23 protein-coding genes and 1 pseudogene are annotated in these 25,298 nt (G+C 73.8%); 14 read left to right on the forward strand and 10 right to left on the reverse strand.

Annotated features, from left to right (window positions below; all coding sequences use genetic code 11):
* The first annotated feature begins 79 nt into the window (after positions 1-79).
* A complete protein-coding gene (locus ACSHWO_RS36155) occupies positions 80-700 on the forward strand; it encodes a hypothetical protein (protein ID WP_438319540.1) in 621 nt (206 codons plus the stop codon).
* Between the two features lie 29 nt (positions 701-729).
* Here ACSHWO_RS36155 and ACSHWO_RS36160 read toward each other — a convergent pair.
* The 4 genes and pseudogenes from ACSHWO_RS36160 to ACSHWO_RS36175 form a co-directional block, all read right to left on the reverse strand.
* A pseudogene (locus tag ACSHWO_RS36160) lies at positions 730-1,577 on the reverse strand (transposase); the annotation flags it as partial.
* Positions 1,475-2,233, reverse strand: coding sequence for a hypothetical protein (locus ACSHWO_RS36165; RefSeq protein WP_438319541.1), 759 nt, complete (start codon positions 2,231-2,233; stop codon positions 1,475-1,477). The pseudogene ACSHWO_RS36160 and the gene ACSHWO_RS36165, both read right to left, overlap by 103 nt.
* Positions 2,234-2,298: 65 nt before the next feature.
* Positions 2,299-2,748 (reverse strand): hypothetical protein, encoded by a 450-nt coding sequence (locus ACSHWO_RS36170; RefSeq protein ID WP_438319542.1) that lies wholly within the window; start codon positions 2,746-2,748, stop codon positions 2,299-2,301.
* A gap of 139 nt (positions 2,749-2,887) precedes the next feature.
* Positions 2,888-3,298, reverse strand: a complete 411-nt coding sequence (locus ACSHWO_RS36175; protein ID WP_438319543.1) for a hypothetical protein — start codon at positions 3,296-3,298, stop codon at positions 2,888-2,890.
* A gap of 149 nt (positions 3,299-3,447) precedes the next feature.
* Between ACSHWO_RS36175 and ACSHWO_RS36180 the strand changes: the two genes are divergently transcribed.
* Entirely contained in the window at positions 3,448-3,891 is a 444-nt protein-coding gene (locus ACSHWO_RS36180; protein WP_385835499.1) for a hypothetical protein, read from the forward strand.
* 152 nt (positions 3,892-4,043) lie between these two features.
* Positions 4,044-6,341, forward strand: a complete 2,298-nt coding sequence (locus ACSHWO_RS36185) for a tetratricopeptide repeat protein (RefSeq protein ID WP_438319545.1) — start codon at positions 4,044-4,046, stop codon at positions 6,339-6,341.
* Positions 6,342-6,634: 293 nt separating this feature from the next.
* On the opposite strand, the gene ACSHWO_RS36190 is transcribed toward ACSHWO_RS36185, so the two are convergent.
* Positions 6,635-7,921 carry an MFS transporter gene (locus tag ACSHWO_RS36190; protein WP_438319546.1) on the reverse strand — a complete coding sequence of 429 codons (1,287 nt, stop codon included), beginning with the start codon at positions 7,919-7,921 and terminating at the stop codon, positions 6,635-6,637.
* Positions 7,922-8,069: 148 nt separating this feature from the next.
* On the opposite strand from ACSHWO_RS36190, the gene ACSHWO_RS36195 reads away from it, so the two are divergent.
* The 6 genes from ACSHWO_RS36195 to ACSHWO_RS36220 are packed head-to-tail and all read left to right on the forward strand — an operon-like array spanning position 8,070 to position 13,986.
* Positions 8,070-9,095 (forward strand): ABC transporter substrate-binding protein, encoded by a 1,026-nt coding sequence (locus tag ACSHWO_RS36195; protein ID WP_438319547.1) that lies wholly within the window; start codon positions 8,070-8,072, stop codon positions 9,093-9,095.
* Positions 9,085-10,239, forward strand: coding sequence for a FecCD family ABC transporter permease (locus ACSHWO_RS36200; RefSeq protein WP_438319548.1), 1,155 nt, complete (start codon positions 9,085-9,087; stop codon positions 10,237-10,239). Before ACSHWO_RS36195 ends, ACSHWO_RS36200 begins: the two co-directional genes overlap by 11 nt.
* Complete coding sequence (locus tag ACSHWO_RS36205; RefSeq protein WP_385835558.1) at positions 10,236-11,057, forward strand: ABC transporter ATP-binding protein; 822 nt, start codon at positions 10,236-10,238, stop codon at positions 11,055-11,057. The genes ACSHWO_RS36200 and ACSHWO_RS36205 overlap by 4 nt, the downstream gene beginning before the upstream one ends.
* 20 nt (positions 11,058-11,077) lie before the next feature.
* Complete coding sequence (locus ACSHWO_RS36210) at positions 11,078-11,971, forward strand: Rossmann-like domain-containing protein (protein ID WP_438319549.1); 894 nt, start codon at positions 11,078-11,080, stop codon at positions 11,969-11,971.
* The gene (locus ACSHWO_RS36215; RefSeq protein WP_438319550.1) at positions 11,968-12,966 is read left to right on the forward strand and encodes a GHMP family kinase ATP-binding protein; all 999 of its coding nucleotides are present in this window, start codon (positions 11,968-11,970) and stop codon (positions 12,964-12,966) included. The genes ACSHWO_RS36210 and ACSHWO_RS36215 overlap by 4 nt, the downstream gene beginning before the upstream one ends.
* On the forward strand, positions 12,967-13,986 hold the full coding sequence (locus ACSHWO_RS36220) for a pyridoxal-phosphate dependent enzyme (RefSeq protein ID WP_438319551.1): 1,020 nt from the start codon (positions 12,967-12,969) through the stop codon (positions 13,984-13,986). It begins immediately after the preceding gene.
* 50 nt (positions 13,987-14,036) lie between these two features.
* Here ACSHWO_RS36220 and ACSHWO_RS36225 read toward each other — a convergent pair whose 3' ends face one another.
* The 5 genes from ACSHWO_RS36225 to ACSHWO_RS36245 form a co-directional block, all read right to left on the reverse strand.
* A complete protein-coding gene (locus tag ACSHWO_RS36225; RefSeq protein WP_361094578.1) occupies positions 14,037-14,519 on the reverse strand; it encodes a VOC family protein in 483 nt (160 codons plus the stop codon).
* A gap of 379 nt (positions 14,520-14,898) precedes the next feature.
* Positions 14,899-16,383, reverse strand: coding sequence for an NAD(P)/FAD-dependent oxidoreductase (locus ACSHWO_RS36230; protein ID WP_438319553.1), 1,485 nt, complete (start codon positions 16,381-16,383; stop codon positions 14,899-14,901).
* Positions 16,380-17,588 carry an MAB_1171c family putative transporter gene (locus ACSHWO_RS36235; RefSeq protein WP_438319554.1) on the reverse strand — a complete coding sequence of 403 codons (1,209 nt, stop codon included), beginning with the start codon at positions 17,586-17,588 and terminating at the stop codon, positions 16,380-16,382. The genes ACSHWO_RS36230 and ACSHWO_RS36235 overlap by 4 nt, the downstream gene beginning before the upstream one ends.
* Before the next feature lie 459 nt (positions 17,589-18,047).
* Complete coding sequence (gene htpG / locus ACSHWO_RS36240) at positions 18,048-20,048, reverse strand: molecular chaperone HtpG (RefSeq protein ID WP_438319555.1); 2,001 nt, start codon at positions 20,046-20,048, stop codon at positions 18,048-18,050.
* Positions 20,049-20,212: 164 nt separating this feature from the next.
* Positions 20,213-20,905: a hypothetical protein gene (locus ACSHWO_RS36245; protein ID WP_361094566.1), complete on the reverse strand. Its 693-nt coding sequence runs from the start codon at positions 20,903-20,905 to the stop codon at positions 20,213-20,215.
* A gap of 440 nt (positions 20,906-21,345) precedes the next feature.
* On the opposite strand from ACSHWO_RS36245, the gene ACSHWO_RS36250 reads away from it, so the two are divergent.
* The 5 genes from ACSHWO_RS36250 (at position 21,346) to ACSHWO_RS36270 (ending at position 25,288) form a co-directional block, all read left to right on the forward strand.
* On the forward strand, positions 21,346-22,083 hold the full coding sequence (locus tag ACSHWO_RS36250; RefSeq protein WP_361094563.1) for an ATP-binding cassette domain-containing protein: 738 nt from the start codon (positions 21,346-21,348) through the stop codon (positions 22,081-22,083).
* Positions 22,084-22,086: 3 nt separating this feature from the next.
* Positions 22,087-23,286 (forward strand): DUF7224 domain-containing protein, encoded by a 1,200-nt coding sequence (locus ACSHWO_RS36255; RefSeq protein WP_438319556.1) that lies wholly within the window; start codon positions 22,087-22,089, stop codon positions 23,284-23,286.
* Between the two features lie 29 nt (positions 23,287-23,315).
* Positions 23,316-23,912: a hypothetical protein gene (locus ACSHWO_RS36260; protein ID WP_438319557.1), complete on the forward strand. Its 597-nt coding sequence runs from the start codon at positions 23,316-23,318 to the stop codon at positions 23,910-23,912.
* A gap of 34 nt (positions 23,913-23,946) precedes the next feature.
* Positions 23,947-24,543, forward strand: a complete 597-nt coding sequence (locus ACSHWO_RS36265; RefSeq protein WP_438319558.1) for a hypothetical protein — start codon at positions 23,947-23,949, stop codon at positions 24,541-24,543.
* A 274-nt stretch (positions 24,544-24,817) separates the two neighbouring features.
* Complete coding sequence (locus ACSHWO_RS36270; RefSeq protein ID WP_438319559.1) at positions 24,818-25,288, forward strand: hypothetical protein; 471 nt, start codon at positions 24,818-24,820, stop codon at positions 25,286-25,288.
* The last annotated feature ends 10 nt before the right edge of the window (positions 25,289-25,298 follow it).

Consider the following 25,298-nt stretch of genomic DNA (forward strand, 5'->3'; position numbering starts at 1 on the left):
CCCTGCACGTAGGTTGTGGGCGCTCCGGCGGCGCGGAAAAACGATCGCCTGTGGGGCCGTGGCCGAGGAGGATTCGGGCATGGGAACGGACATATACGGGTTCATCGAGTGTCGGTGGGACCGGTGGCTGGACGAGGACGACCGCTCCTGGCACTCGGCGATCGACCTCGCCCACCTCTACAACGGCCGCTCGTACGCGGCCTTCGGGTGTCTCTTCGGAGTCCGCAGCGATGCCTTCCCACCGCTCGCCGCGGATCGGGGGTTGCCCCCTGACGCGTCCCCGGAGGTACGGGACGATTTCGCGGACTGGGGTGGTGCACACGGCGCGTCCTGGATCACGTGGGCGGAAATCGCTGCGGCCGACTGGGAGGAGGCCGCGTCCGAGGTCGACGAGTGCGTGCACGAGTACCGTCGGCGCGCGGACGGGGCCTGGGAGTTCCACGGCCGCAACACGGGTCTCGACCGGTTCGCCGAGCTGGCCGGGCCACCCTCCGGCCCGCACGACGTGTACCGGGCCGGTCGGACCCGGCCGGAAGGCACCGAGTGGCGCGACGGGGACCGCCTCTTCCGCATCGGCCGACTGCAACGGAAGCACGTCGTGGAGCAGGACGAATGGGGGCCCGTCTGGGCGGTCATGCGCACCCTTGCCGGTCTGCACGGGGGCGCGGGCGTTCGGCTGGTCGTCTGGTTCGACGGTTGACGCATGGTGATCGACTAGGGTGCCGGGGCGGCGGCGCGGATGCGGTCCTCGACGCGTGCCCGCTGGCGGTGCCGCAGTTCGAGTGCGGCGATCGGAACGTCGGCGGTGTGGGTGGCGAAGCAGGTCAGCCGTAGTCCGTCGGCTTCGGTGATCCGCAACTGGGCGCCGGGGGGTGGTCGTTCCCTGCGCACGATCAGGCGCATGCCCTTCGGCCAGCCGTTCAGCACGTCACCGGCGATCTCGACGACCCAGGCGCCGTCACGGATGTCGCCGCCGGTCTCCACGGCCGGTGTCCAGGCCGGGGCCGGGACCTGAGTACGGCCTGGTGGATGGCGTCGGTGATGGTCATGCCGACCGAGTACGACAGCCACCTGCCGCGCCTGGCCAGTCAGGCCACGAACTCGTGGGTGCCTCCGCCGGAAACGGTGCGGATCAGCGTCCGCCAGCCTCGCCGGTAGGACTTCGGCAACTGGGCCTGAGCCAGTTGAGTAGTGGCGATGTGGTCCGCGGCGGTGTTGCTGCCTGCGTTTCCGAGCCGCAGCACAGCGGCCACCGGCTCGCCGGACCCTCCGGTGCCGTGGTCGACGAACCCCATCAGCGGGTGGTGCCCGAAAGTCTTCTTCCAGGTGGCGGCCGCGTCCTGCTTGTCGGAATGGGAGATGACCAGGGCTTCGTCCAGGTCCACGGTCACCTGCCCGCCGGCGTACGGCGCCGCGTGGCCGGCCAGCTGCCAGACGATTTCGCGCACGTGAGCGCGGGCCTGGCGGATCGCGGTCAGCACACGGTTCCCACCAGCGGCGAGGGTGTCGATGAGCCGGGAGACCGTCGGATCCGAGGCCACCGGCCCGAACACACCGGGCTCGGCCCGGACTGCGGACCGTCTCCACCAGCAGCACAGCCCCTTGCGACACCCACCCCGCGACCGCAGCCCTCGACGGCAGGCCCCCGCGAAGCCGACACGTGGCACGCAAGGCACCCTCCCGGGCGCGCCAGCAGCAGGATGCGTACGGGGACGCCCGCGCGGTGCAGGAGCGGGTCTCGCAACAGCCCGTGCAGGTCCGACGTGGGCCAGCGCTCGGCGTAGTCCACCACCAGCAGGACGCCCGAGCCCAGGTTGCGCAGCGGGCGGGCGTCGACCGGGTCGGCGCCCGTCTCGTTCACGATCGCCTGCCACACCGTCCATCCCGCACGACGGCTCAGGTCGGCGAAGTGCGAGGCCAGGCGGGTCTTGCCCTGGCCGCCCGGGCCGTGCACCAGCCGTACAGCGAGGTGCTCCGCCGGGTCGTCCCGCCAGCGGGCCAACTCGGTCAGGTCGGTGCCGCGGCCGGTGAAGGGCACTACCTCGTGCGTGGCCCGCAGCAGCCGGGACGGCTGCTCGGCCAGCGCACGGGCGCGTACGGGGCGGGGCGCGGCGGGGAAGCCCTCGATGCGGTATGCGGGCTTCCACTGGTGGACGAACGTGACGTGCTGGGTCGCGTGGTCGCCGGAGACGAACGCGGCGGGGCCGTTGAAGGTGTTGCCGCCAACGCCCACGCCTCCGTCCCCGCCCCTGCCCCCGCCTTTGTCGCCAGTGACCGGACCGGCGTGGTCGGCCGTGGTCATGCCTGGGGGCCGAAGCGGACATCCTGGCGGTTGTTGTTGCCGACCTGGAACGCGGTCGGGCCGTTGAAGGTGTTGCCCGACACCCCCGGGGCCTCGTCGGGGGACGGGGGAGTCGCGGCCTGCTCCAGGAGTTCCTCCAGGAGCGCGGCCGCCTCGGTGCGCTGCCCGTCGTCCAGGCCCTCCAGCAGGGTCTCGATGCGGGTCTGCCACGCCACCTCCTGGCGCGCCCTGACCCGGTCGGCCGTGCCGTCGTCCTCGGCGGCGGCCGTGACCTCGGCCGCACTGCGGTCCAGGCGCTCCAGTTCGTCGCGCTCCCGCTGGGCGTCCCCGCGGCCGAACCACCGCGCCAGCCGACCGCGCAGCCCCTCCCACGCGTCGGTACCGGCCGCCTGCACCACCGCGGCACCCCCTGCCGCGGCCAGCGCCGTCAATGCCTCAGCCAGCATGTGGTCCCCCTGTTGCGGCTCGTTGTTCGTTGTTCGTTGTTCGTGGCATGCCGATCGGTCTGAAACGTAGCGCCCTGACGGCACGGAGACAGGGCTTTCGGCCCATGTGGGTCGGGCCGCGCGCTCCTCCTCCCGCCGCCTACTTGCGGATCGCGTCGACCGCTGCGGCGATCCGCTGGACCGCGTTGTCGCGGAACGGGGCGTGCTTGCTGCTGAACACCGGGCCGATCCGGCGGCGCAGTACGAGGTAGTGGCGCGTCCCACCGGTCTGGAGGTGGACGGCCATCAGGGACGGTCCGCTCATGGCCTCGACGCCGGTGATGTCGACCAGCGCGAGGTAGTGGTCGTCCAGCCCCGAGACGGCGTTGGCGAGACCGAACGCGAGCTTGAACACCCCGCTGCCGCCCTCCCCGAACAACAGCGGCCTGAACGCCAGTCGCTGGTCGGTGAGGACCAGCCGGCCCGCGGTCCGGACCATCTGCAGACTTCCGACCGCCGTCCCGGCGATCCACTGCCCCAGCAGGTTCTCCCCTGGCCAAAGATCAGTCATTGCGCCCTCCCCGGACGGACCAGCCCCGCCGCTGTACGGTTCCCCGTCCGTGTGGGCTACGAACCCGGTCAGGTGAGGTGTGCAGGACGGTTGACGGCTGGGTAGGGACCGACGGAAAGCGGCTGACGCAGCTATGCGAGGGGGAGAACATGCTGGCTGAAACACTGACGGCGCTGGCGACTGCGGGTGGGACCGCGGTCGTGCAGGAGGCCGGTACGGCGCTCTGGGAGGAGACGCGGGCGCGGACGGCACGGCTGTTCGGCCGCGGGGACGCGCACCGCGAGCGGTCGGAGCTGGAGCACCTCGACGCGACCGCGGCCGCACTGGCGGCGCCCGGGCGGCCCGACGCGGCCGCCGCGCGCGTCCAGCAGGAGATCATCTGGCAGACCCGGTTCGAGGGCCTGTTGGAGAGCGTCGGCGACGCGGAGCGGGCTGCCCTGGCCGAGCAACTGCGGGCGTTGGTGGCCCAGCACACCACGGCCGCGGCCGTAGGACGGATCGAGATCACGCACAACACCTTCTCCGGCCCGACGGCCGTGCAGGTGGGGGACGGCAACACCCAGGAGGTCACCTTCGACCGGACCACCGAGTGATCCCGTCGGCCCCCGACCCCGCCGAACCGGCCCCCGACGACCCCGCCGAACCGCCTCCCGGCCCCGCCGACGGGCGTCCGGGCTGCGCCCCCGGGCAGGTGGCCGGCGGTGGGCCCGGGCCGGGCGGGAGTCGGTTCAGTGGGCCGACCGCCGTGCAGTTCGGGTCCGGGAACGTCCAGCACATCCACTTCCCCGCACCCCCGACCCCCGTCGCCTGGCCCCACGTCGTCGGTCTCCCGCCGCACCGCGCCCAGGGGTTCCGCCGCCGGGAACTGGCCGTGGACCTCGCGGAGCCGGGGCCCGTCACCCCTGCGTCCGCCGCTGCCGACGGCGCCGGTGACCTGACGTCTGACCTGACGTCCTGGGTGCTCACGGGGCTCGGCGGGACCGGGAAGACCCAGATCGCCGCCGACCACGCCGGGCGGCTGCTGCGCGAGGGCCGGATCGACCTGCTGCTGTGGGTGGCGGCCGGCTCCCGGGACGCGGTGCTCGCCGCCTACGCCTCCGCCGCCGAGGGGCTCTTCGGGGCCTCCGGCGGGAACCCCGAGCGGGCCGCCGCCGAGTTCCTCACCTGGCTGCTGCCCCGCCCCGCGGGGCCCGGGTGGACGCCCCGCCGCTGGCTGGTGGTCCTGGACGACGTCGCAGACCCGGCCGACCTGCGCGGACTGTGGCCGCCCCCGAGCCCCTACGGCCGGACCCTGGTCACCACGCGACGCCAGGAGGCCGCGCTGGGCGGGGACCTGCGGCGCCTGGTGCGGGTGGGGCTGTTCACGGCAGACGAGGCCGTCGCCTATCTCGCCGAGGGGTCCGCCACCGCCGGCCGCCGGGACCCGGGGCCCGAACTGGCCGCCCTCGCCGAGGACCTGGGCCGCCTCCCGCTCGCCCTCGCCCACGCGCGGACCTACCTCGCGGACAATCCCACGCTGTCCTGCGCGGCCTACCGGGAGGAGCTGGCCGACCGGCGGCTGACCCTGGCGGAGGTCTTCCCCTCCGGCTCCGCCGTGCCGGACGGGGATGCCGGTCCTGGAGGGGCGGCCGCGGACCCCGACGCCGATCGGGGCGGCGGGCCCGTCGCCCTCACGTGGGCGCTGTCCGTACGCCGGGCCGACGCCCTCACCCCCGGCGGTTCGGCCCTGCCCGTGCTCCGGGTGGCCTCGTACCTCGACCCCAACGGGATCCCCGAGGAAGTGCTCGCCGCGCCGAGCGTCCTCGCTCTCCTGCCGCCCGACGCGGGTCCGGGTACCCGGCCCGCCCGGCTCGCCCTGGCCAACCTGCGCCGGCTGAGCCTCGTCGAACTCGATCCGGAACGACCGCGTTCCCCCGTGCGCGTCCACCAGCTGGTGCAGCGCGCGGTACGGGAGGACACGGCGGGTGAAGAGACGGCGCGGGCCATCGCGGCCGCGGCCGACGCCCTGATGGCCGTCTGGGAGAGGGAGCCGGAGCCGGCGCCCCCGGCGGAGGAGGCGCTGCGCGCGAACGCCACCGCCCTCACGGCCACCGCGGGCGAGGCGCTGCTCGCGCCGCTGCCCCACGAGGTGCTGTACCGGATGGGCCGCAGCCTGGGCGAGGCGGGCCGGTCCGGCGCCGCCATCGCCCACTTCGCCGGGCTGCTCGGCGAGGTGCGGGCCCGCTTCCCCGACGACGCGGACCTGCTCTTCAAGACCCGCGGGTACCTCGCCTGGTGGACGGCGAAGTCGGGCGACGCACGCGGCGGCGCCGAAGCCTTCGAGGCCCTCCTCGCCGACCAGTTGCGCGTCCTCGCACCCGACTGCTCCGACGTCCTGCAGACCCGGCGCAGCGCCGCGGTCTGGCGGGGTGCCGCCGGGGATGCGCGTACGGCCGTCACGAAGCTGGAGGCGCTGCACACCGACTGGGTGCGCGTCGAGGGCGCGGACGCCCCCGGGGCCGCGAGCACCCGCAACCACCTCGCCAACATGCGGGCCAGGCTCGGCGACCACACCGGCGCGCTCGCCCTGCACGGGGAGGCACTGCGCGAGGCCGAGTCCCGCTTCGGTACGGACGACCCACGGACCGTGCGTGCCCGGGCGGAGGCCATGCGCCACCGCGGCGAACTGGGCGAACCGCTCCTCGCGCTGCGGGCCTTCACCGACCTCGCCGCCGTCCAGCGGGAGAGCGCCCCGGACCACCCCGACACCTTCGGTACGCGGGCTGCGGTCGCGGAATGGACCGGCCGCTCGGGGGATCCGGCCGGGGCGGTCCGCCTCCTGGAGGAGCTGCACGCCGACCGGGCCCGCGTACTCGGCCCGGCGCACGCCCACACCCTGGCCGGCCGCGAGGAACTGGCCCGGTGGCGGGCGGAGGCCGGGGACGTCCCGGGGGCGGTCGCCGACCTGCAGGCGCTGATCCCGGACCAGATCGCCGCCCTCGGCCTGGACCACCCGGCGGTGGACCGCACCACCCGCCTCCTGGCCCGGTGGACCCCGGCCTGAACGGCGCGGTCCACCGGCAGGGCCCGCCGGCGGGCGACCGGGCCAGCGGGGCGACCGGGCTGGCGCGTGGCCGGGCCGGCGGGTGGCCGGCCTGATCGGCCGCTCCGCGAACACCGCACGCATCACCCGCCGGACGACTCGTCACCCGCCGGACGCCCCATCAGCCGCCTGATGGGAACGCCGTTCGTCGGCGGCGCCGAAGGCGCTGATCGCGGCCAGGGGGAGGAGACGCCCGTGTCCGTGGTCCGGTAGGCGGGGTGGGCTGAAGTGTTGCTCACGCCCGTCGTGCGCTGCTACGCGGAGGCCTTCGGCCGCGCCGCGAAGTGGCGGGCGGTCGGGACCAGCGCCGCCACCGCCGGTACGAGGAAGCAGGCCGTGGCGCAGGTGGCGAGGACGGGCGTCACCCCGAACGCGTCGATGGCGGGGGCGATCAGGGCGAGCCCGACCGGCGCCAGGCCGTACGAGACGAGGAAGTCCAGCGACGAGACCCGGGCCAGCTTGTCCGGGGCGACCTCGCGCTGGGTGGCGGTGAACCAGGGCACGTTGAAGAGCTCGATGCCGATCCCGGCGACGGCGTACGCGGCGACCACCACCACCGGGTGCACGGGCAGCATCAGGCTCAGCGGGGCGGCCCCGTACGCGGCCAGCCCGGCGAAGGCCGCCCAGCCCTGGGAGCGCGGCCGCAGACGGGAGATGAGCAGGGCTCCGGCGAGGGCGCCCACGGTGTACGCGGTCATGGCGGCGGCCAGGACCCACTCGGTGCCGTACCGGTCCCGGCTGATCAGGGGCAGCGCGACGCTGGTGGCGGAGTAGCCGAGGGCGATGACCGCGACGAGGGCGGCGAGTCCGGCGAGGAACCACGGGTGGCGGCGTGCCTCGCGTATGCCGTCCAGGAACTCGACGTGGAAGGCCCGGAAGGCGGGGCGGCGGGGTGACGGAGTGGCGGAACGTTCCGCCGCGGCGGGGACGGCGACCCGGCGGACCGTGCTCGGGACGAGGGCGGCTACGAGCCACAGCAGGCCGATGCCGAGCAGCAGCATCCACACGTCGAGGAAGGCCGCGAGCAGCGCGGTGAGGGCGGGACCGGTGAGGGTGGAGGCGCGGACGGCCATGGTCATGGCGGCGTTGGCCTGCTGACGGTGTTCGGGGTCCACGGTCTCGGCGGTGAGCGCCTGGAAGGCGGGCCGGCAGGCGCCCTGCCCGGCGCCCGCGAGCGCGGCTGCGGCGGTCATCAGCAGGAGCGAGCGGCCGAGACCGAGCGCGAGGAGGGGCGCGGCGACGGCCGCGGCGAGGGCGGACCAGAGGACGACGGCCCGGCGGGTGTGCCGGTCGGCCAGTACGCCGCCGATGGCGACGGCGAGCAGGAAGCCCGCGGTGCGGGCGGCGAGGACCAGGCCGAGGCCGGCGGCGCCGAGGTCGCGGTGGAGGACGGCGAGCCCGAGGACGAAGGGCAGGGCCCAGGTCGCGAGGCCGGAGGCGGTGGTGCCCGCCCACAGGCGCAGGAACGCGGTGTCGCGCAGGACCGAACGCGGGGGCGGGGCTTCGGACTTGGCCGGGGTGGGTGCGGGTGTGGTCGGCACGGTGCGGGTTGCTCCTTGGCGGGTGGGGTGGCGGCACGGAGACCTCACCCCGGGGTCGTTAATGAAAATGATTGCCATTACAGTACCCTTTGGGCGTGGCGCTCCTGCCCGCCTGCCCGCCCCTGCCTCCTCCCGGACCGGAGACCCCGTGCGCCAACCCGCCCGCCTCGCCATCGCCCTGACCGCCGTCCTCGCAGCCACCGCCGGCTGCTCCGCGGCCAACCCCCGGCCCGCCGCCGCCCCGACGGCCTCCGCCCAGGCGGCCTCCCTCACCAGCTGCGGCCGCCAAGTGCCGCTCCCCGCCCAGCCGCCGAAGCGGACCGTCGCCCTCGACCAGACCTCGACCGAGACCCTCCTCGAACTCGGACTCCAGGACCGGATGGCCGGCACCGCCAACCTCAAGACGAAGATCCCCGCGCAGTACGAGACCGCGTACGCCAAGGTCCCCGTCATCGCGCCCAAGATCGCCAACGGGGAGCAACTGCGCGCTGCCACGCCCGACTTCGTCGTCGCAGCCTCCAGCGACCTCTTCACCAAGGACCGGGCCGGCACCCGCGAGGAGCTGGCCGCGCTCAAGGTCCCCACCTTCGTCAGCGCGGTGGACTGCCCGCAGCAGAACCCGCCCGGCAGAAACCCCTTCGAACTGCTCTTCTCCGACTACGAGAACCTCGGCAGGGTCTTCGGCGCCGAGGAGCGGGCCGCCCGACTCGCCTCCGACCAGCGCGCCGCCGTCGCCAGGGCCGGGGCGAACGCCGCCAAGACAGGGCGGGGCGCGGACCAGCCGACCGTCGTCTACCTCTACTCCGTCTTCAACGGCATGCCGTACGTGGCCGGCCGGACCGGCCTGCCCAGCGAGATGAGCCGCATCGTCGGCGCGCGGAACGCCTTCGACGACATCGCCGAGGACTGGCCCGAGGTCACCTGGGAGGAAGTCGCCGAGCGCGACCCCGACGTCATCGTCATCGGCGACCTGTCCGAACGCGGCCGGCCCGGCGACAGCGCCGCCGAGAAGCGCGCCGCGATGACCGGGCACCCGGTCGTCTCCCGGCTCGCCGCCGTCCGCGACGGCAAGATCCTCCAGGTGCCGGGCATCGAACTGGACCCGTCGGTCCGCTCCGTGCACGCGTTGGAACTGCTGGCCGACGGGATGAAGGACCTCGGGTATGTCCGCTGACCCGGTCACCCCGGCCGCCGCCCCGGTCTCGTCCGTCGCGGCGGGTGCGCCGGTCGACCTGTTGCTGCCCACGGCCCGCGGGTGGGCGGCCGCGGGCCCGCGCGCTGCTCGGTCCCGCCGGGCGGTGGGCGCGGCCCGGGTACGCGCCGCCGTCCGTCTCCTCCTCGCCGTGGTGGCGCTCGCCGCCTCCGTCGCCGCGGCCGTGCGCACCGGCACCGCCGACGTCGGCTGGGACGGCCTCGGCCGCGTCCTCGGTACCCGGCTCGGCCTGGCCGTGGAACCGTTGCCCCCGCTGCTGGACTCCCTCGTCTGGGACCTGCGGCTGCCCCGCGTGCTGATGGCCGCGCTCGTCGGGGCCTCGCTCGCCGTCTGCGGCACCGTGCTCCAGGCCGTCACCCGCAACGCGCTGGCCGACCCGTACCTCCTCGGCGTCTCCTCCGGCGCCTCGACGGGAGCCGTCACCGTGGTCGTCCTCGGCGTCGGCGCGAGCACGCTCGGGGTCACCGGCGGTGCGCTGGCGGGTGCGTTGCTCTCCTTCGGGTTGCTGCTGGTGCTGCTGCGGCGCAGCGGCCTGGACTCGTTCCGCATCGTCCTCACCGGCGTCGTGGTCGGGCAGCTGTTCACCGCGCTGACCTCGCTCGTCCTGATGGCCTCCGCCGACGCGGACACCACCCGCGCCGTCACCCACTGGCTGCTCGGCTCGATGGCCCCCGCCCGATGGAACACCGTCGCCGTCTGCGCGGCCGTCACCCCGCTCGGCCTGGCGGCCGCCTGGCTGTGCGCGAACGCCCTCGACGGGCTCGCCTTCGGTACCGACACCGCCGCCTCCCTCGGCGTCGGCGTGCGACGTACGCGGATGCTGCTGCTCGTGGTCACGGCCGCGCTGACCGCGGTCGCCGTGGCCACCGTCGGCGCCATCGGCTTCGTCGGGCTGATCGTCCCGCACGGGGTGCGGTTCCTCGTCGGGCCGCTGCACCGGCTGCTGCTGCCGTACGCCGCCCTGGCCGGCGCGGTGTTCCTCGTGTGGACGGACGCCCTCGCGCGGATCGCGTTCGCGCCCCGCGAGGTGCCCGTCGGCGTGATCACCGCGCTGCTCGGTGTGCCGCTGTTCCTCCTCGTCCTGCGCAAGCGGGGTGAGCTGTGAGGATCACCGCCGAGGACGTGACCTGGTCAGTGACCGCCGGCAGCGCCGCCCCGGTCGTGCGCGGCGTCAGCGTGGACGTCGCCCCCGGCGAGACCGTCGGACTGCTCGGCCCCAACGGCTCCGGCAAGTCCTCCCTGCTGCGCTGCCTCGCCGGGCTCCGGATGCCCGACGCGGGCACGGTCCGGTACGACGGCGCGTCCGTACGCGACTGGAGCGCGCTCCGGATCGCCCGCCACGTCGCCTTCGTCGAGCAGGACCCGGCCGCGGACAGCGATCTACGGGTCGCCGATGTCGTGGGCCTGGGGCGGACCCCGTTCCGGGACCGCTGGCGCGGGCCGGACGCCACCGACCGGGCGGTCGTCGCCGCCGCACTGGAACGCGTCGGACTCACCGCGCTCGCCGGCCGCCCCTGGCGGGCGCTGTCGGGAGGCGAGCGGCAACGCGCCCACATCGCCCGCGCGCTGGCGCAGCAGCCGTACGCCCTGCTGCTCGACGAGCCGACGAACCACCTCGACGTCAAACACCAACTGGAGCTGATGGAGCTGCTGACGAGCACCGCGCAGACGGTTCTGGTCGCGCTCCACGACCTGTCGCTCGCCGCCCGCCACTGCGACCGGCTGCTGCTCCTGCACCACGGCCGCCTGATCGCCTCCGGCCCGCCCGCCGCCGTCCTGACGACCGAGCGGCTCGCCGAGGTCTTCGGGGTCGACGCCGAACTGACCGCCGACGCCCTGGGACGGCCCCACGTGGCGTACCGGGGGCCGCTCGGCGCCGCTGCCGGCGACGCGGCTGCACAGGCGACCCGACCCGCCACGTGAAGAAGAGAAAGGACACCCCCATGACCCGGACAACCCCCATGACCCGGACAACCCCCGTGCCCGTACCCGCGCCCGCCCCTGACACCGTCCGCGCGCCGTACGTCGACGGGCTCGTCGAGGCCGTCCTGGCCGGCGCCCACGGCCCGCTGCCCGCCGAACTCGTCGCGACCAGCGTGTTCTGGATCCACCACGGCACCCGCCTGGCCGGCGGCGACACCACCTACCTCAACCAGTACGTCCTGGTCCGCCTCGGCGGCTCCTTCGGCGGCTGCGCCTTCGAGGCCGGCGAGCTCGACCCGGCGATCTGCCGCGACGCCTCCGGCACCCCGCTCGACGTCCTGCTGCGCGAGGCCCCCCGGCCGCTGCGGATCGCCGCCCTCGACGCCTACCTCGCCGAAGCCCGCCCGCACCGCCTCGCCGCCGAGGCGGGTGAGGCCGAGCCCGTCGTCCTCCCCGCCGGCACCCCCGAGATCCGGGCGCGGGCCCGGGACGCGGCGATCGCCGGCCTGCTCGACATCGGGCAGGGCGCGAAGGTCGGCCTCATCGGCGTCGTCAATCCCCTGGTGGCGGCGATCCGCGAGCGCGGCGGCGACCCGCTGCCCTGTGACTTCAACCTGAGGGCCACCCAGTGGGGCGATCCGGTCACCGACGACATGCACGAGGTGCTGGACCGAGCCGACGCCGTGGTCGCCACCGGCATGACCCTGAGCAACGGCTCCTTCGACACCGTCCTCGGCCGCTGCCGCGCCCGCGGCATCCCGCTGATCGTCTACGCCCAGTCCGGCAGCGCCGTCGCCCGCGCCTTCCTCGGCTCGGGAGTGGCCGCCGTGTCCGCGGAGCCGTTCCCGTTCTCCCAGTTCAGCGCCGACGAGACGGTCCTGTACCGCTACCGGACGAAGGGCGGCGGCGCGTGACCTCCGCCCTCCGCCCTGCCGCCACCGCCACCGGCACCAGCACCGGCAGAGCCAGCGGTACCGGCACCGGCTACGCCCCCTGCCACCACGGCGAGATCCTCCAGGGCGTCTTCCTCGACCACGACGGCCGACGGTGCGCCGGTCTGGTCACCCTCCCCATGGCCGGCCCCGGCAGCCGCGCCGAGTTCACCCGCCGCCCCGGTACGGCCCCCGGCGCGCTGACCGTCGTACCCGCCGACCGTACGAAGGCCGCCCGGGCCGCGGCCCTCGCGATCGCCGAGTGCGCCGAGCGGACCGGGCTGCCACCCTGCGGCGGCGAGCTGCGGCTCACCGGGGACGTACCGGTGGGCCTGGGCATGGGCAGTTCGACCAGCGACGTCATCGCCGCCGTGCGCGCGGTCGCGGCCGCGTACGGGCTGCGGATGGGGGCCGGCACGGTCGCCCGGCTCGCCGTACGGGCCGAACGCGCCAGTGATCCGCTGATGCTGGACGACGGCCGCCCCGTCCTCTTCGCCCAGCGCGAGGGCCGCGTCCTGGAGGTGCTCGGCGCGGCACTGCCGCCGCTGGTCGTCGTGGGCTGCACCCTCGGCGGCGGCGCGCCCGTGGACACCCTGTCGCTGCCGGTGTCGGCGTCGGCGTCGGCGTCGGTATCGGTATCGGAGGCGGACGAGGACGACGTACGGGCCTGTGAGCGGCTGCGCACGCAGCTGCGCCGGGCCGTGGCCACCGGCGACGTACCGCTCCTCGGCGCGGTCGCCACCGCCAGCGCCCGGCGCGGCCAGCGGGTCCTCGGCCATCCCGAGTTCGAGGCGCTGACCGCGATCGCCCGCCGGACTGGCGCGGCGGGCGTGCAGATCGCGCACAGCGGGGCGGTGGCGGGCGTGCTGTTCGACCCGGTCGCCCCGGGCGTGCGCCACCGCGTACGCCGCTGCCTGCACGGCCTCGACGCCCACGGCATCCCCGCCACCCGGACCTTCACGACGAGGAGACCCTGAATGGACCAGCACATCGCGGAGTCGATCGGCCGGCCGGACCTGATACGCCTCGACGACCGGCTCGTCTGCCTGCGCTTCGAGACGATGAAGGCGGTGTCCGCGCTGGCAGCCGTACGCCACCTCCTCGACACCGGCGCCGTACGGCGCGGGGACACCCTCCTGGACAGCTCCAGCGGCATCTACGCGTACGCCCTCGCCCTCGCCTGCCACCGCTACGGCATGCGCTGCCACATCGTCGGCTCGACCACGGTGGACCACACGCTGCGCACGCAACTCGCCGTTCTCGGGGCGACGCTGGAGCAGATGGAGCCGTGCAGCGACCTCAAACTCGACCAGAAGCGGAGGGTGGAACGGATCCACGAGATCCTCGCCGAACACCCCGAGTACCACTGGATGCGCCAGTACCACGACGACGTCCACTACCTCGGCTACGCGGCGGTCGCCGACCGCATCCGGGAGACCCTCGGCTCCGCGGACGGCCTCACCGTCGTCGGCGGGGTCGGCTCCGGCGCCTCCACGGGCGCCCTGGCCCGCTACCTGCGCACGGGTCCCGAGGGGTGGGCGTCGGCGGACGTCGAACTCGTCGGCGTCCAGCCGTACGGCAGCATCACCTTCGGGGCCGGACACACCACCGACCCCGACATCATCATCGCCGGGATCGGCAGTTCCATCCCCTTCGGGAACGTCTCCCACGAGCTGTACGACACCGTGCACTGGATCTCGTTCGACGCGGCCCTCGCGGGCAGCGTCGACCTGCTGCGCCGGCACGCCGTCTTCGCCGGGCTGTCGACCGGGGCCGGCTACCTCGCCGCCCGCCACGAGCGCGGGCGCTCCCCGGAGCGCACGGTCCTCTTCGTCGCCGCCGACACCGGCCACCGCTACGTCGACACCGTCCACGCCCGCCACCGCGAGGCCGTCCCGATCGCCGACCTGGCCCCGCAGGAGGTCACCGACCGGGGCCGCCTCGCCCTGCCGTGGTCCCGCATGCAGTGGAACCGGGCTGCGGCACCGGCCCCGTGACCTCGCGGGGGAGGGAGGAGGGGGAGGAGGGAGGAGGGAGAGAGAGCCTGTTACTGCGGGTCCGTGGACTCCATGGACTCCATGGCCGCCTTGGCCCGCTTCTCCATCTCCTCCGGCGGGACGTCCTCCACGTGCGTGGCGATGCTCCAGCGGTGGCCGAAGGGGTCCTCCATCTGGCCGGTGCGGTCGCCGTAGAACTCGTTCCGTACCGGGCGCAGCTCCTTCGCGCCCCGGGCGAGGGCCTTGGTGAAGACCGCGTCGACGTCCTCGACGTAGACGTGGAAGGTGACGGGAGTACCTCCGAGGTCCTTGGGCGAGCGGAATCCCATCTCCGGGTACTGGTCCGCGACCATGAGGAGGGAGTCGCCCAGGTCCAGCTCCGCGTGGGCGATCCTCCCGTCGGGAGCCGGCATCCTCATCCGCTCGCTGGCGCCGAGCACCGACACGTAGAAGTCGATCGCGGCCGCGGCGCCGTCACAGCACAGGTACGGCGTGACACGCGGAGATCCCTCGGGAACGGGGTTGACGGCCACCGGTCTCCCGCCTTTCCGGACGGTGGCGGCCGCCGCCGACCGCCGCACGCGACCACTGATATCCCGCCCCGGCCGGACACGCGGCGCCGCCGCGCGGCAGCCGGTCCCGGATGCCCCGGACGGCCGCGATCCCGACCAGCCGCCGGACGTCGAGCCGAGCCGGGGCGCCCGGGGCAGCCGGGTATCGGTCCGGGAGGACCTCACCGGGGCACGACCTCCATGCGGCGTCGCCGCCCACCGCCGGGCCCAGGAGCGTGCACCCGCACTCCGGGTCGTACCGGGCGACTGCGGAGAACCCCTCGTCGGGCCCGCCCACGTCGGTCAACACCTGGCGCGGCCCGTCGTGGCTGTAGCTGGGAACTTCGTCGGCCGCTCGGTTTCAGGGTTCGGTCGGCTTTTCGGCGGATGCGCTTGGTTGCGGGGGCGGGGTGCGGAGGGGTGGGCGGGTCAGGATTTCCCGTTCGTGGGGGGCCAGTTCGGGGCCGGGCAGGGGAGCGCGGCAGGGGCCCAGGGCTGCGGCCATGAGCACGGTCGGGCCGGCCAGGATGCGGGCCGGCCTGCGCATGGCCATCACGTCCGTGAGCTTCCGGACGACCAGGCCGTTCCCGGTGGCCGCGTGGGTGAGGCGTTGGGCGTACCGGGCCGTCAGACGGTCCGCCAGGGTCGGGCTCCCGCCGATGCATCCCGGGTAGAAGCGGTCCTGGCCCACCGCCAGCGACCAGGCGGCGGCCCCCGCCCGGGCGATCGCGCTCTGGGCCCGCCGCGCGAAGGCGGGGGAGGAGAGGGCGGACCGGCCGGCGGCCTGGGCGCGCAGGGCCACGGCGCTCAGGGCGGCCACCGACATGCCGTGCCCGTACACGGGGTTGAGGCTGGTGGCGGCGTCGCCCAGGACGACGAAGCCGGCCGGCATGTCCGCCTGCTCGAAGCAACGGCGCCGGTTGGCGGTACGGGCGAACACCGCGACTCCGCTGACCGGCTCCGCGCGGGCCAGCAGCTCCGCGACGAGGGGGTGGCGGACGCGCCGCGCGAAGTCCTCGAACAGGTCGTCCCCGGCGGGCGGCTCGGCCCCGCGCGTCCCCGCCAGGCTGACGTGCCACTGCCCGTCCTCGATGGAGATGATCGTCGCGACGAGCCCGGGCCGGTTGCGGCGCGGGTCGGCGCCGACGTGCACCACCGGCCAGTCCTTCTCGGCGCCTTGCGGTGCCCGGTAGCGGCGGCTGGCGTAGCGTATGCCGGCGTCCACCACCGTCTCCCGGACGGTCGGCCCGCCGATGTCGCGCAGCCACCGCGTGCTGTACGAGCCGCGGCCGGTCGCGTCGACGACCAGGTCCGCCGCGACGAGCTCGCGTCGTCCCTCCCCGTCCAGCAGGTGGACGCCGCGCACGCGTGCCGCGTCCCCGGCCAAGCCGGTGACTCGCACGCCCGTACGGATCCGGACGCGGGGGAGCTCCCGGACCCGTCGGCGTACGCCCCAGTCGAGGAGGTCCCGGCCGGCGCTGATCAGGTAGTGGGTCTCGGCCCACGAGCGGCGGTACCAGCCCGCGGGCGAGAACGACACCATCCCGTTGGGGATCGGGATGCGGTGGGCGCCGGCGGCGAGCCAGTCGTCGACCACCCCCGGGAGCAGCGCCTCCGCCGCCTCGGCGCCGCCGGCCCACAGCATGTGGGCGTGCGCGGCCTGCGGGAGACGGGCGCGGGGGGCCGGGGTCTCGGGGAGGACGGCGTCCCGTTCGAGGACCAGTACGTCGCCTGCGTACGGGGCGAGGGCCGCCGCGGCCAACGTGCCGGCCAGGCCTCCGCCGAGGACGACCACGCGGGTCGAGGTGGGGGACGGGGGCGGGGTCGGGGTCGACGGTGGGGTCATCGGGCAGGGCTCCGTTCTTCGAGAGCAGAGCGGCGGAACGAGCGGACGGTGGCCGACCTGGACAGCGCGAGCGACATCCGCACCAGCCCCTGGGGGCTGCTCGGCGAGGTCAGCACCGCGTCCGGGCCCGCGCTCGGGGTGGCTTCGGTTCCGGCGCGCTCCCAGCGGACCACGGCGCTGACCAGCGCGGCGGCGTCGGCCACGGCCGCGGCCTCCTCCGCCGGGCGCCCGTCCGCCAGCTCCTTGCGCAGCGCCCGGTCGCGCAGCTCGGCCTGCAGGTACGGGTTGACCGTGAGGATGCCGTCGTGGATGTCCGACTCGCGCTGCGTCAGCCGGATCTCGATCGGCACCCAGCCGCCGCCGGCCGACAGGTCGATGCTGCGCTCGGTCGCCCCCCGCAGCTCCTCGTGCAGGGGACGGAGCCGCCGGTACCGGCGCCACATCCGCCACCGGCTGACGACGGGCTCCGCGACGAGGGGCAGGACGAATCCGGCCGCGATCAGCAGGGCCGACACGGACGCCAGGGCCGGCGCGACCTCGACGGCGAGCACGTCCCAGTCGCGGCCCGCCCACCGCGCCCCGACCGCCGCGAACTTGGCGACGTCGTAGCAGAGGTTGAGCACGTACCCGGCGGCGATCAGTGCCAGCCCGGCGCGCAGCGCACCGCGCACCTCGCGGGCCCACCCCCAGCACAGCACCGTCATCGTGACGGCCGCGGTGGTGTGCGCCGTGAGGTAGAGGAGGATGGTCTCCCTGATGAACGGGGTGTTGGCGTAGTACGTGTCGAGGTCGCGCAAGCGCTCCACGGGGGCGTCGCCGAGGACGAACAACGTGTTGATGGCCACGATGACGGCAACCGTGATCGCGGCGCAGAGCCGGGCCCGCCGGCGCGTGCGTTCCCCGTCGACGTCCGCGGGGCCGCGGCTCCAGTGGAGGATGAGGACGATGTTGGCCCCGGAGAAGGCCGTGATGAGGGAGTAGACGAGGGGCGCAGCGGCGTTGGGGACGCCGGTCAACCGGTTGACGGCGGCGAGGCTCGGGATCGCGGTGAACGCGAACACGGCCGTCGCGAGCGCGAGCAGGGCGCACACGGCACGCAGCAGCTCGTCACGCGGATTGCGTCGGAGCGCGGGCAGCTTCAGCAGCGTCGCGAGGAGCAGTACGCAGCCGGGCAGGTAGAAGCCCAGGCCCTGGGGGTCGTTCACCGCGGGTACCGCCGACTCGGGCACCGCCGACTCGGGGACGGCAGCGCCCGGGCGGCGGACCGCCCGGCAGTGGTCCGCCCGGCGGCGGTGCCCCTGGCGGTGGTGCGGGGCGGCTGCGGTGTCGTCATGCGGGTGTTCCTCACGGGCGGTTCAGGGTCCGGAGATCCGGAGATCAGAGATCCGGAGATCGGAGATCCGGCGATGGCAGGTGCCGTATCCGTTCCCACGCCTCGTCGCTCGGCCCTCCAGCGCGATCACAGGCACGACGAGTGATCATCGTACTAAGCAGCTGAAAGCGTGGATTGTCCGAGCCTTGGATCCTCCAGGAGCGGCCATGAGCCTTCCTGGAGCGGCCTTGCGTCCTCCGTTCCTGGTGTGGCCGGGCGCGCCCCCGCGCCGCTGAGCGGGGGCGCGCCCGGCTGCCGGCGGCCGAGCGCCCGGTGGCCGAGCGCCCGACGGCTACAGCGTGTGCGTCAGGCGGCTCGTGAGCAGCCGTGTGAAGCGTGCCGGGTCGGGCAGGTCGCCGCCCTCGGCGAGCAGCGCGCTGCCGTACACGAGCTCGGTGATCTCCGTGAGGGCCGGGTCCTCCGCGTTGGCCTCGTGGGCCGTACGCAGGGCGGTGACCAGCGGGTGGGCGGGGTTGAGCTCCAGGATCCGCTTGACGGGCGGCATCTGCTGGCCCATGGCCCGGTACATCTTCTCCAGGGTCGGCGTCATGTCGTGGGCGTCGCCCACGATGCACGCCGCCGACGTCGTCAGCCGCGACGACAGCCGGACCTGCTTCACGTGCTCGGACAGCGTCGTCGTCATCCACGGCAGCAGGGCGGCGAAGTCCTTCTCGCGCTTGGCCTTGGCGGAGGCGGCTTCCTGGCCGTCGCTGTCGCCGGCGCCCTCGGCGTCGGCGTCGGCGTTCTCGTCCAGGTCCAGGTCGACCTGGCCCTTGGCGATCGACTGGAACCGGTGACCGTCGAAGCCCGGGACCTGCTCGACCCAGACCTCGTCGATCGGGTCGGTGAGGATCAGGACCTCGTACCCCTTGGCGGCGAAGGCCTCCATGTGCGGGGAGTTCTCCACCGTCGCCCGGGTCTCGCCGGTCAGGTAGTAGATCGCGTCCTGACCTTCCTTCATGCGCTCGACGTACTCGCGCAGGCTGGTCGTCTTCTCCGCGTCGTGCGTCGACTCGGCCGACACCAGCGCCAACAGCGCCTCGGTGTTGTCGGCGTCCTCGAGGAGGCCTTCCTTGAGGACCCGGCCGAACTGCCCCCACAGCTTCGCGTAGCGCTCGGCGTCGTCGCCCGCCTGGATGCTCTTGAGCGCGCCGAGGACCTTCTTCACCAGGCGTCGGCGCACGCCCTGGATCTGCCGGTCGTGCTGGAGGATCTCGCGGGAGATGTTCAGGGACAGGTCGTGGGCGTCCACGACACCCTTGACGAAGCGCAGGTAGTTCGGCATCAGCGCTTCGCAGTCGTCCATGATGAACACCCGCTTGACGTACAGCTGCACGCCGCGCTTCGTCTCGCGGGAGAACAGGTCGAACGGCGCCTGCGACGGGATGAACAGCAGCGCCTCGTACTCGAAGGTGCCCTCGGCGCGCATGTGGATGGTCTCGGCCGGGTCGAGCCAGTCGTGGCTGATCTGCTTGTAGAACTCGTTGTACTCGGACTCGGACACCTCGCTGCGCTGGCGTGCCCACAGCGCCTTCATGGAGTTGAGGGTGTCCATGTGGGGGGCGGTTTCGGCATCGGTGTCGCCGGCTTCGGCTTCGGCGTCGGCGTCGTCGGTGGGGGCGGCGTTGGTGTTCGGCTCCGCGGCCATCCTGATCGGCCAGCGGATGAAGTCCGAGTACTGCTTGACGATCTGACGGATCTTCCAGGAGGCCAGGTAGTCGGCCAGCCCGTCCTCGCTGTCGACGGGCTTGAGGTGGAGCGTGACCGAAGTGCCGACCGGCAGGTCGTCCACGGCCTGGATGGTGTACGTGCCCTCGCCGTCGGACTCCCACTGCGTTCCCTCGGCGGTGCCTGCCCGACGGGTGCGCAGGGTGACCTTGTCGGCGACCATGAACGCCGAGTAGAACCCCACGCCGAACTGGCCGATCAGGCTCTGCGCCGCGGCGGCGTCCTTGGCGTCCTTGATCTTCTCCAGCAGGCGCGCGGTGCCGGACTTGGCGATCGTGCCGATCAGCTCCACGATCTCGTCCCGGCTCATGCCGATGCCGTTGTCGCGGACGGTGAGCGTACGGGCGTCCTTGTCGACCTCGAGGGTGATGTGCAGGTCGGCGGTGTCGACGTCGAGGGTGGAGTCGGTCAGCGACTCCAGACGGAGCTTGTCCAGTGCATCGGAGGCGTTGGAGATCAGCTCGCGCAGGAAGATGTCCTTGTTCGAGTAGATCGAGTGGATCACCAGCTGCAGCAACTGACGGGTTTCGGCCTGGAACTCCAGCGTCTCGGTACTGCTACCCACGTGGGTCTCTCCTTCGATAACGAAAAACGGTGATGGTGGTGGTCGGGTGGGGGCACGCACGCCGTGCGCCGCGGGTTCGGCTGGGCGCCGCGGGTCCGGCTGGGTGTCCGGGCGTTCGGGTATGCGTCTCGGCGTTCGCGTATGTGCGTCGGGGCGCGCTGCCGTCAGGGCGTGTGCCGGATGCCGCGCTGCCGGTCGGTGTGATGGTCCGCGCGCAGGCGGGCCGTGCGCGAGGCGAGCCGGTCCAGGCGGTCGGCGATCGCCGGGTGGCCGGCCGCGAGGTGCGGGCGGGTCGCGGCGAGCGGGGCCAGGAGCCGGGCGGGGTCGCCGTCCCCGAGGGCCTCCAGAAGGCTGGCTATGGCGGGGGAAGCACCGGCGGCGAGGTCGTCCAGGGCGCCGATCTGCCCGGCCAGGCGGCGCAGGTCGGCCGCGTTGTCGCGGGCCCAGGCGGTGACGGCGCGGTCCGCGGCGCGCTGGTCGCGGGCGGCCCGGACGCGCTGCTCGCCGGTGCTGCCCGCGGTGGTGCCGGCGGCGGCGTCGGGCCGTAGCCGCAGGTATCGCCGCTCGGCGGCCTGACGGCTGGCCACCCCGAGGGGCTCGGCGAGATCGGCCCAGGTGGCGCCGGCGGTGCGGGCGGTCTCGATCAGCCCGGTCTCCCAGCCGGAGAGTTCCTCGCGCACGCGACGCAGGAGCAGCAGCGCGGCCAGGGCCTGCTGCCGGTCGCCCTGGTCGGTGTCGTCGGGCGGTGCGAGGCGGGCGGTACGGGCGGCGGAGTCCATCATGCCGAGGGCCGCGGCGGCGGCCAGGAACGAGGCCGGCCCCGCCCCGGAGTCCGGGGTGTCCTGTGCTTGGGGCATCGGCGTCACCTTTTTGTTGACTTCAGGAATGTCGTCCAGAGGGTGACATGCTAGCGGCCGCGCCGAGCGCATCGCATCGGCGAATCTGCGACAAGTGTCCGGAACGGGACGGGGGGTCGGGGTCGGGAGTGTGTTCGGGGGCTTCCCGGCAGGACGGCCAGGGGGCACGAGGGGCAGGAGCGGCCCCCGCCAGAGCAGCGGGCCCGAGGCCGTGTCCGGTGGTTGTGGACCCGGCAGATTTCGGCCAAACCGGTTGCCATCGCGGTGGAGTGGGATCTTCCGGCGTTAGCGTTCGAAACGTTCTTGCGGCCTCTGGGGGGAGGGCCCGTCTGCCTCTGCCTCCGTGCGCCGCCTCGGGGGGAAGGGGACGGGATCGTGGACAGTGAGCGGCAGGGCCGTGGACGGTGCCGAGTTGCGGGGCGGTGGTAGCGGGTAGCGCCATGGCTCTCGTTCTCGAAGGGGTCTCCTTCCGGTACGGCCGGCAGGTCGTGTTCTCCGACTTCGGGCTGGTTCTCGATGCTCCGGCCACTGTTCTTCTCGGGCCCAACGGCGCCGGGAAGTCGACGCTCCTGGGGATCGCGGCCTCACAGCTGCGCCCCGGATCCGGCACGGTCAGGCTCGGCCGGATCCGGGCCGAGCGCCGGTCCCTCGCCGCCTATCGGCGCAAGGTGGCGTGGATCCCGCAGCAGATCACCCCCGTACCGGGGCTGACCGTGCGCGAACAGGTCGCGTACGCGGGCTGGCTCAAGGGCCTCACGCGCTCCGAGGCGTGGGAGGCGTCCGCAGCCGCCGTCGACCGGGTCGGTCTGAGCACGCTCGCCGACCGCAGGAGCCACCGGGTCAGCGGGGGCCAACTGCGCCGCATCGGCATCGCCGGGGCGCTCGGCCACCGCAGCGAGCTGATCCTGATGGACGAGCCGACCGCCGGTCTCGACCCCACGCAGCGGCAGATGTTCCGCGAACTCGTCGCCGAGTTGTCCGCCACCGTGCAGATCGTGGTCTCCACGCACCAGACGGAAGACCTCGCCGATCTGTACCAGCAGGTCGTCGTCCTTGATGGGGGCACCGTCCGCTTCCGGGGGAGTCCGCAGGAGTTCCATGCCATCGCCCCCGACTCTCCGCCCGGGGTCGCCCGGGCCGAGGCCGCGTACGCCCGGCTCGTCGAGCGGGAGGTGTGAGCAGTGCGCCTGCGTACCCTGCTGCGGACATCGTCGGCCGTGGCGCTGCTGCCGTTCCTGCTCCTTCACGTCGTCCTGCTCCTCGGTGATGGAATGGCCGCCTCCGTGGTGGCCGGTTACGGGCCCTCGGTGGTCGGGCCCGCCTCGTACGCCCTGGCACCCGCAGCAGCGGCCTGCTCGGCGGCCGGCGCCTGGGAGGCCGCACGTCTGCGCCGCGGACGCGTCCTGGACCAGGCGCCCGTCCGCTCGCCGCTCGCCGTCGCGCTGGGCGTGCTCCTCCCCGTGTGGGGCATGGGTTTGGTGGGACTCGCCGCCGCACTGATCGTCACCTCCCGGGCGGCCGGAGCGCTGCCCGCGCCCGCGCACGCGGGCATGGTGGGCGCGTACGCGGCCGTGCTGGCCGCGGCGAGCCTGCTCGGGTACCTGCTCGGGCGGGTCCTGCCGGGTCTGGCCGCCGCACCCGTCGCGATGGTCGTCGGGTTCTGCGCGGTGGCGTGTCCCGGCTCTTTCGACCCGCCCTGGCCGCGTCACCTCGTTGCCCAGGCGTACGAATCCTGTTGTGACCCGGGCCAGGTCATCGATCCGGCGGCCGTCTGGGCGCCGTTCGTCCTTGCCGGTGGACTGTGCGTGGCCGCAGGCTTGGTGGTGCACCCGTTCTTCAAGGCGGCGCGGGTACTTGCCGTTGCCGCTGCGGCTGCTGCCGCTGCGGTCGCCGTCTGGCTCGTGCACGACCTCGACTACAACCCCCTGCTGGCCCGCGACCCTTCGGACCTCGTGTGCGACACCGAGGGGCGTCCCACCGTGTGCCTGTGGCCCGAGACCCCTGACCGCGGCGGCGTGGTGCGCCTCGTCCGCAGCCACACCGCCCGCCTCGCGGAGGCCGGGGTTCCCGTCACCGACACGCTGAGCGCCGCACCCCGGGAGGAGCAGGCCGCGTTCGGCAGGAACGGCGTCGGGAGAGGTACGGACATGGGGTACAGGCTGGCGAGCGTGCTGATGCCGCCCGTGCCCGACTGTGCGCGGACCACGCGCCAGTACCCCGCCATACGGGATCGGTCGACGCTTCAGGTGGGGCTGGACCTCGTCCGGCAGGTCCTCGCCCAGCCGCGCGCCGTGCAACTGGCCTGGTACGAGCAGTACCGGCAGGCACTGTCCGGCTGCACAGGACGCCCCAACCGCGAGATCCCGGGAGCTGCCCGGTGATCTGGTGGCTCAGGTCCCGCGATGCCGTTGTGATCGTTGTGGCGACGGTCCTCACTGCTCTTCTCGGGATCGCCCTTCGGCGTACCGTGCTGCCGCTCCCCGTCCTCACCGGCGTCGGCGGTCGATTCCTGCTCGGTGCGCTGGTGGCGGTGGTGCCCGCCGTGCTCTGGCTGAACGGCACCGGAAGGGCTGGTGCGGGGGTCGAGGCGACCGCCCTCCGGCCCGTCCACCGCTGGGACACCGCCCTGGCCGCGGGCCTTGCCGGGACCGCCCTGGTGGTGAGCGGCAGCGCCTATCTGCTGGTCGATGACGACATCGCCCTCGTCGTCGGCCGGAACATCACCTTCTACCTCGCGGCTGCCGTGCTCCTGGGGGCGTGCGTCGGACCGCGCGTCGCCGGGCCCTGTATGAGCGGGATGCCGATCGTCGTGGGGGTCGCCGGCTGGAACGGGCGCTTTCCCGAACCGTGGGCCGTGATCCTGCACCCCGGGCGGTCCGCTGCTGCACTCGTGGCGACGTTCGTCCTGATGGCGGTCGCGTGCGTGGTGGGGGCGGTCGGTTGTCGGGGGTGGGTCCCCGCCGCCGCCCGCTGGTGGGGGCGGTCGGTTGTCGGGGGGAGCCGTTAGGGTCGGCTGAACCGTCGATCAGTTAAGAGGGGACATGTTCGAAGAGCGGCTCGCAGAGTTCTCACGCGAGCGTCTGGGGGGCCGTCCGATCCCCGACGACCTGCGGACCATGCTGGTGGCGCAGTGGGAGGACCGCGCCGACTTCCGCGAACTCCTCGACATCACCTTCCTTGAGGCGGGCCGGCTCCAGCCGCTCCTGGACACCGGCCACCTCAGCGAAGCCGAACTCGCCGACCCCGGGATGCGGGCCGTCAACGCCGCGCTCGTGGTGCTGGCCGAGTACGTGAAGGTCGTCGCGGAGCGGGACGAGGGCTGGATCGGTTACTGGGTGCACCCCGACGAACCGGCGGACCGCCCTCCCGTCGTCGTCGGGCTCGACACCGAGTTCACGCTGTCGGGCATGGCCGGCAGCAGCCTGGCCGAGGCCTGTGCCGCCGACCAGGTCCGGTATGCCGGCGAGCCGGACGCGCGCACCGCGTTCGCCTTGTTGGCAGGACGGCTCGCCGAGTTGGGCGTGCCCCTCCGGGCGGACGACTACGACGACCTCTCGGAGCCCCGGTTCACCGTGGATCCGGAGGCGCTCACCGAGGAACTCATCGACGCCGAGCGCGCGCGGCGCGGCCTCGCCTGAGCGTGTGCGTGCCCCGCGGTCAGGCCGTCGGCTCGATGGGGAGTGGTGAGTGCGGTCGTTCGGATGCCGTATGCTTGATCTTGAGCTCGCGGCCATGACAAGTGGCGGTGGGACCGGCGTTGGTGGTCCAAGGAAAGGCACCCCACTTCCTGTGGGGGGATGCAGGTGCAAGGCCTGCCCAGCGCTCGACTAAGGCCCCGGCCTCCTCAGGGAGGCCGGGGCCTGTTTGCTGTGCGGCGGTGTGGGATCGCGTCGAAGAGGGGGCGTGTGGGACGTGGAATTCCTTGACGAACGTCTGGTCGGGGCCTGGTTCGGGTCCGCGGTGGGTGTGATGGAGTCGAGCGGCGTCGTGTTCCTCGGGGACGGCCGCGGTTGGAGCCGGTTCGACAGTGTCAGCGGTGAGCTGGCCGTCGGCCGCTTCCGCTGGCACTGTCCGCAGGCCGGGGTGCTGACGCTCCAGTACACCTGGCAGGTCGGCGGCGAGTGGGGCGGCGACGGCGACGGGTTCGCCGTCGTCCGCCACAGCCGGCCGTTCGACGAGGTCATCGAGACCGGATACCGGGTCGCTCCGCACCGGCCACCGATGGGTGAGGCTGCCCGGACCGCGCTGTTGCTGGACCGGGACGTCGAGTTCGAGAACGTCTTCTACCGGAGCGCGGCCTCCGTCGGCCGCGCGGACGATCCCTCGGCCGGGATCGTGCCCTACCCGGAACCGCCCCTGTCCGGCGGGCCTTCCCGGGGCTGACGGCAGGGCT

The sequence above is a fragment of the Streptomyces pallidus (ex Mingjun et al. 2026) genome (assembly GCF_051550185.1).
GTDB lineage: Bacteria > Actinomycetota > Actinomycetes > Streptomycetales > Streptomycetaceae > Streptomyces.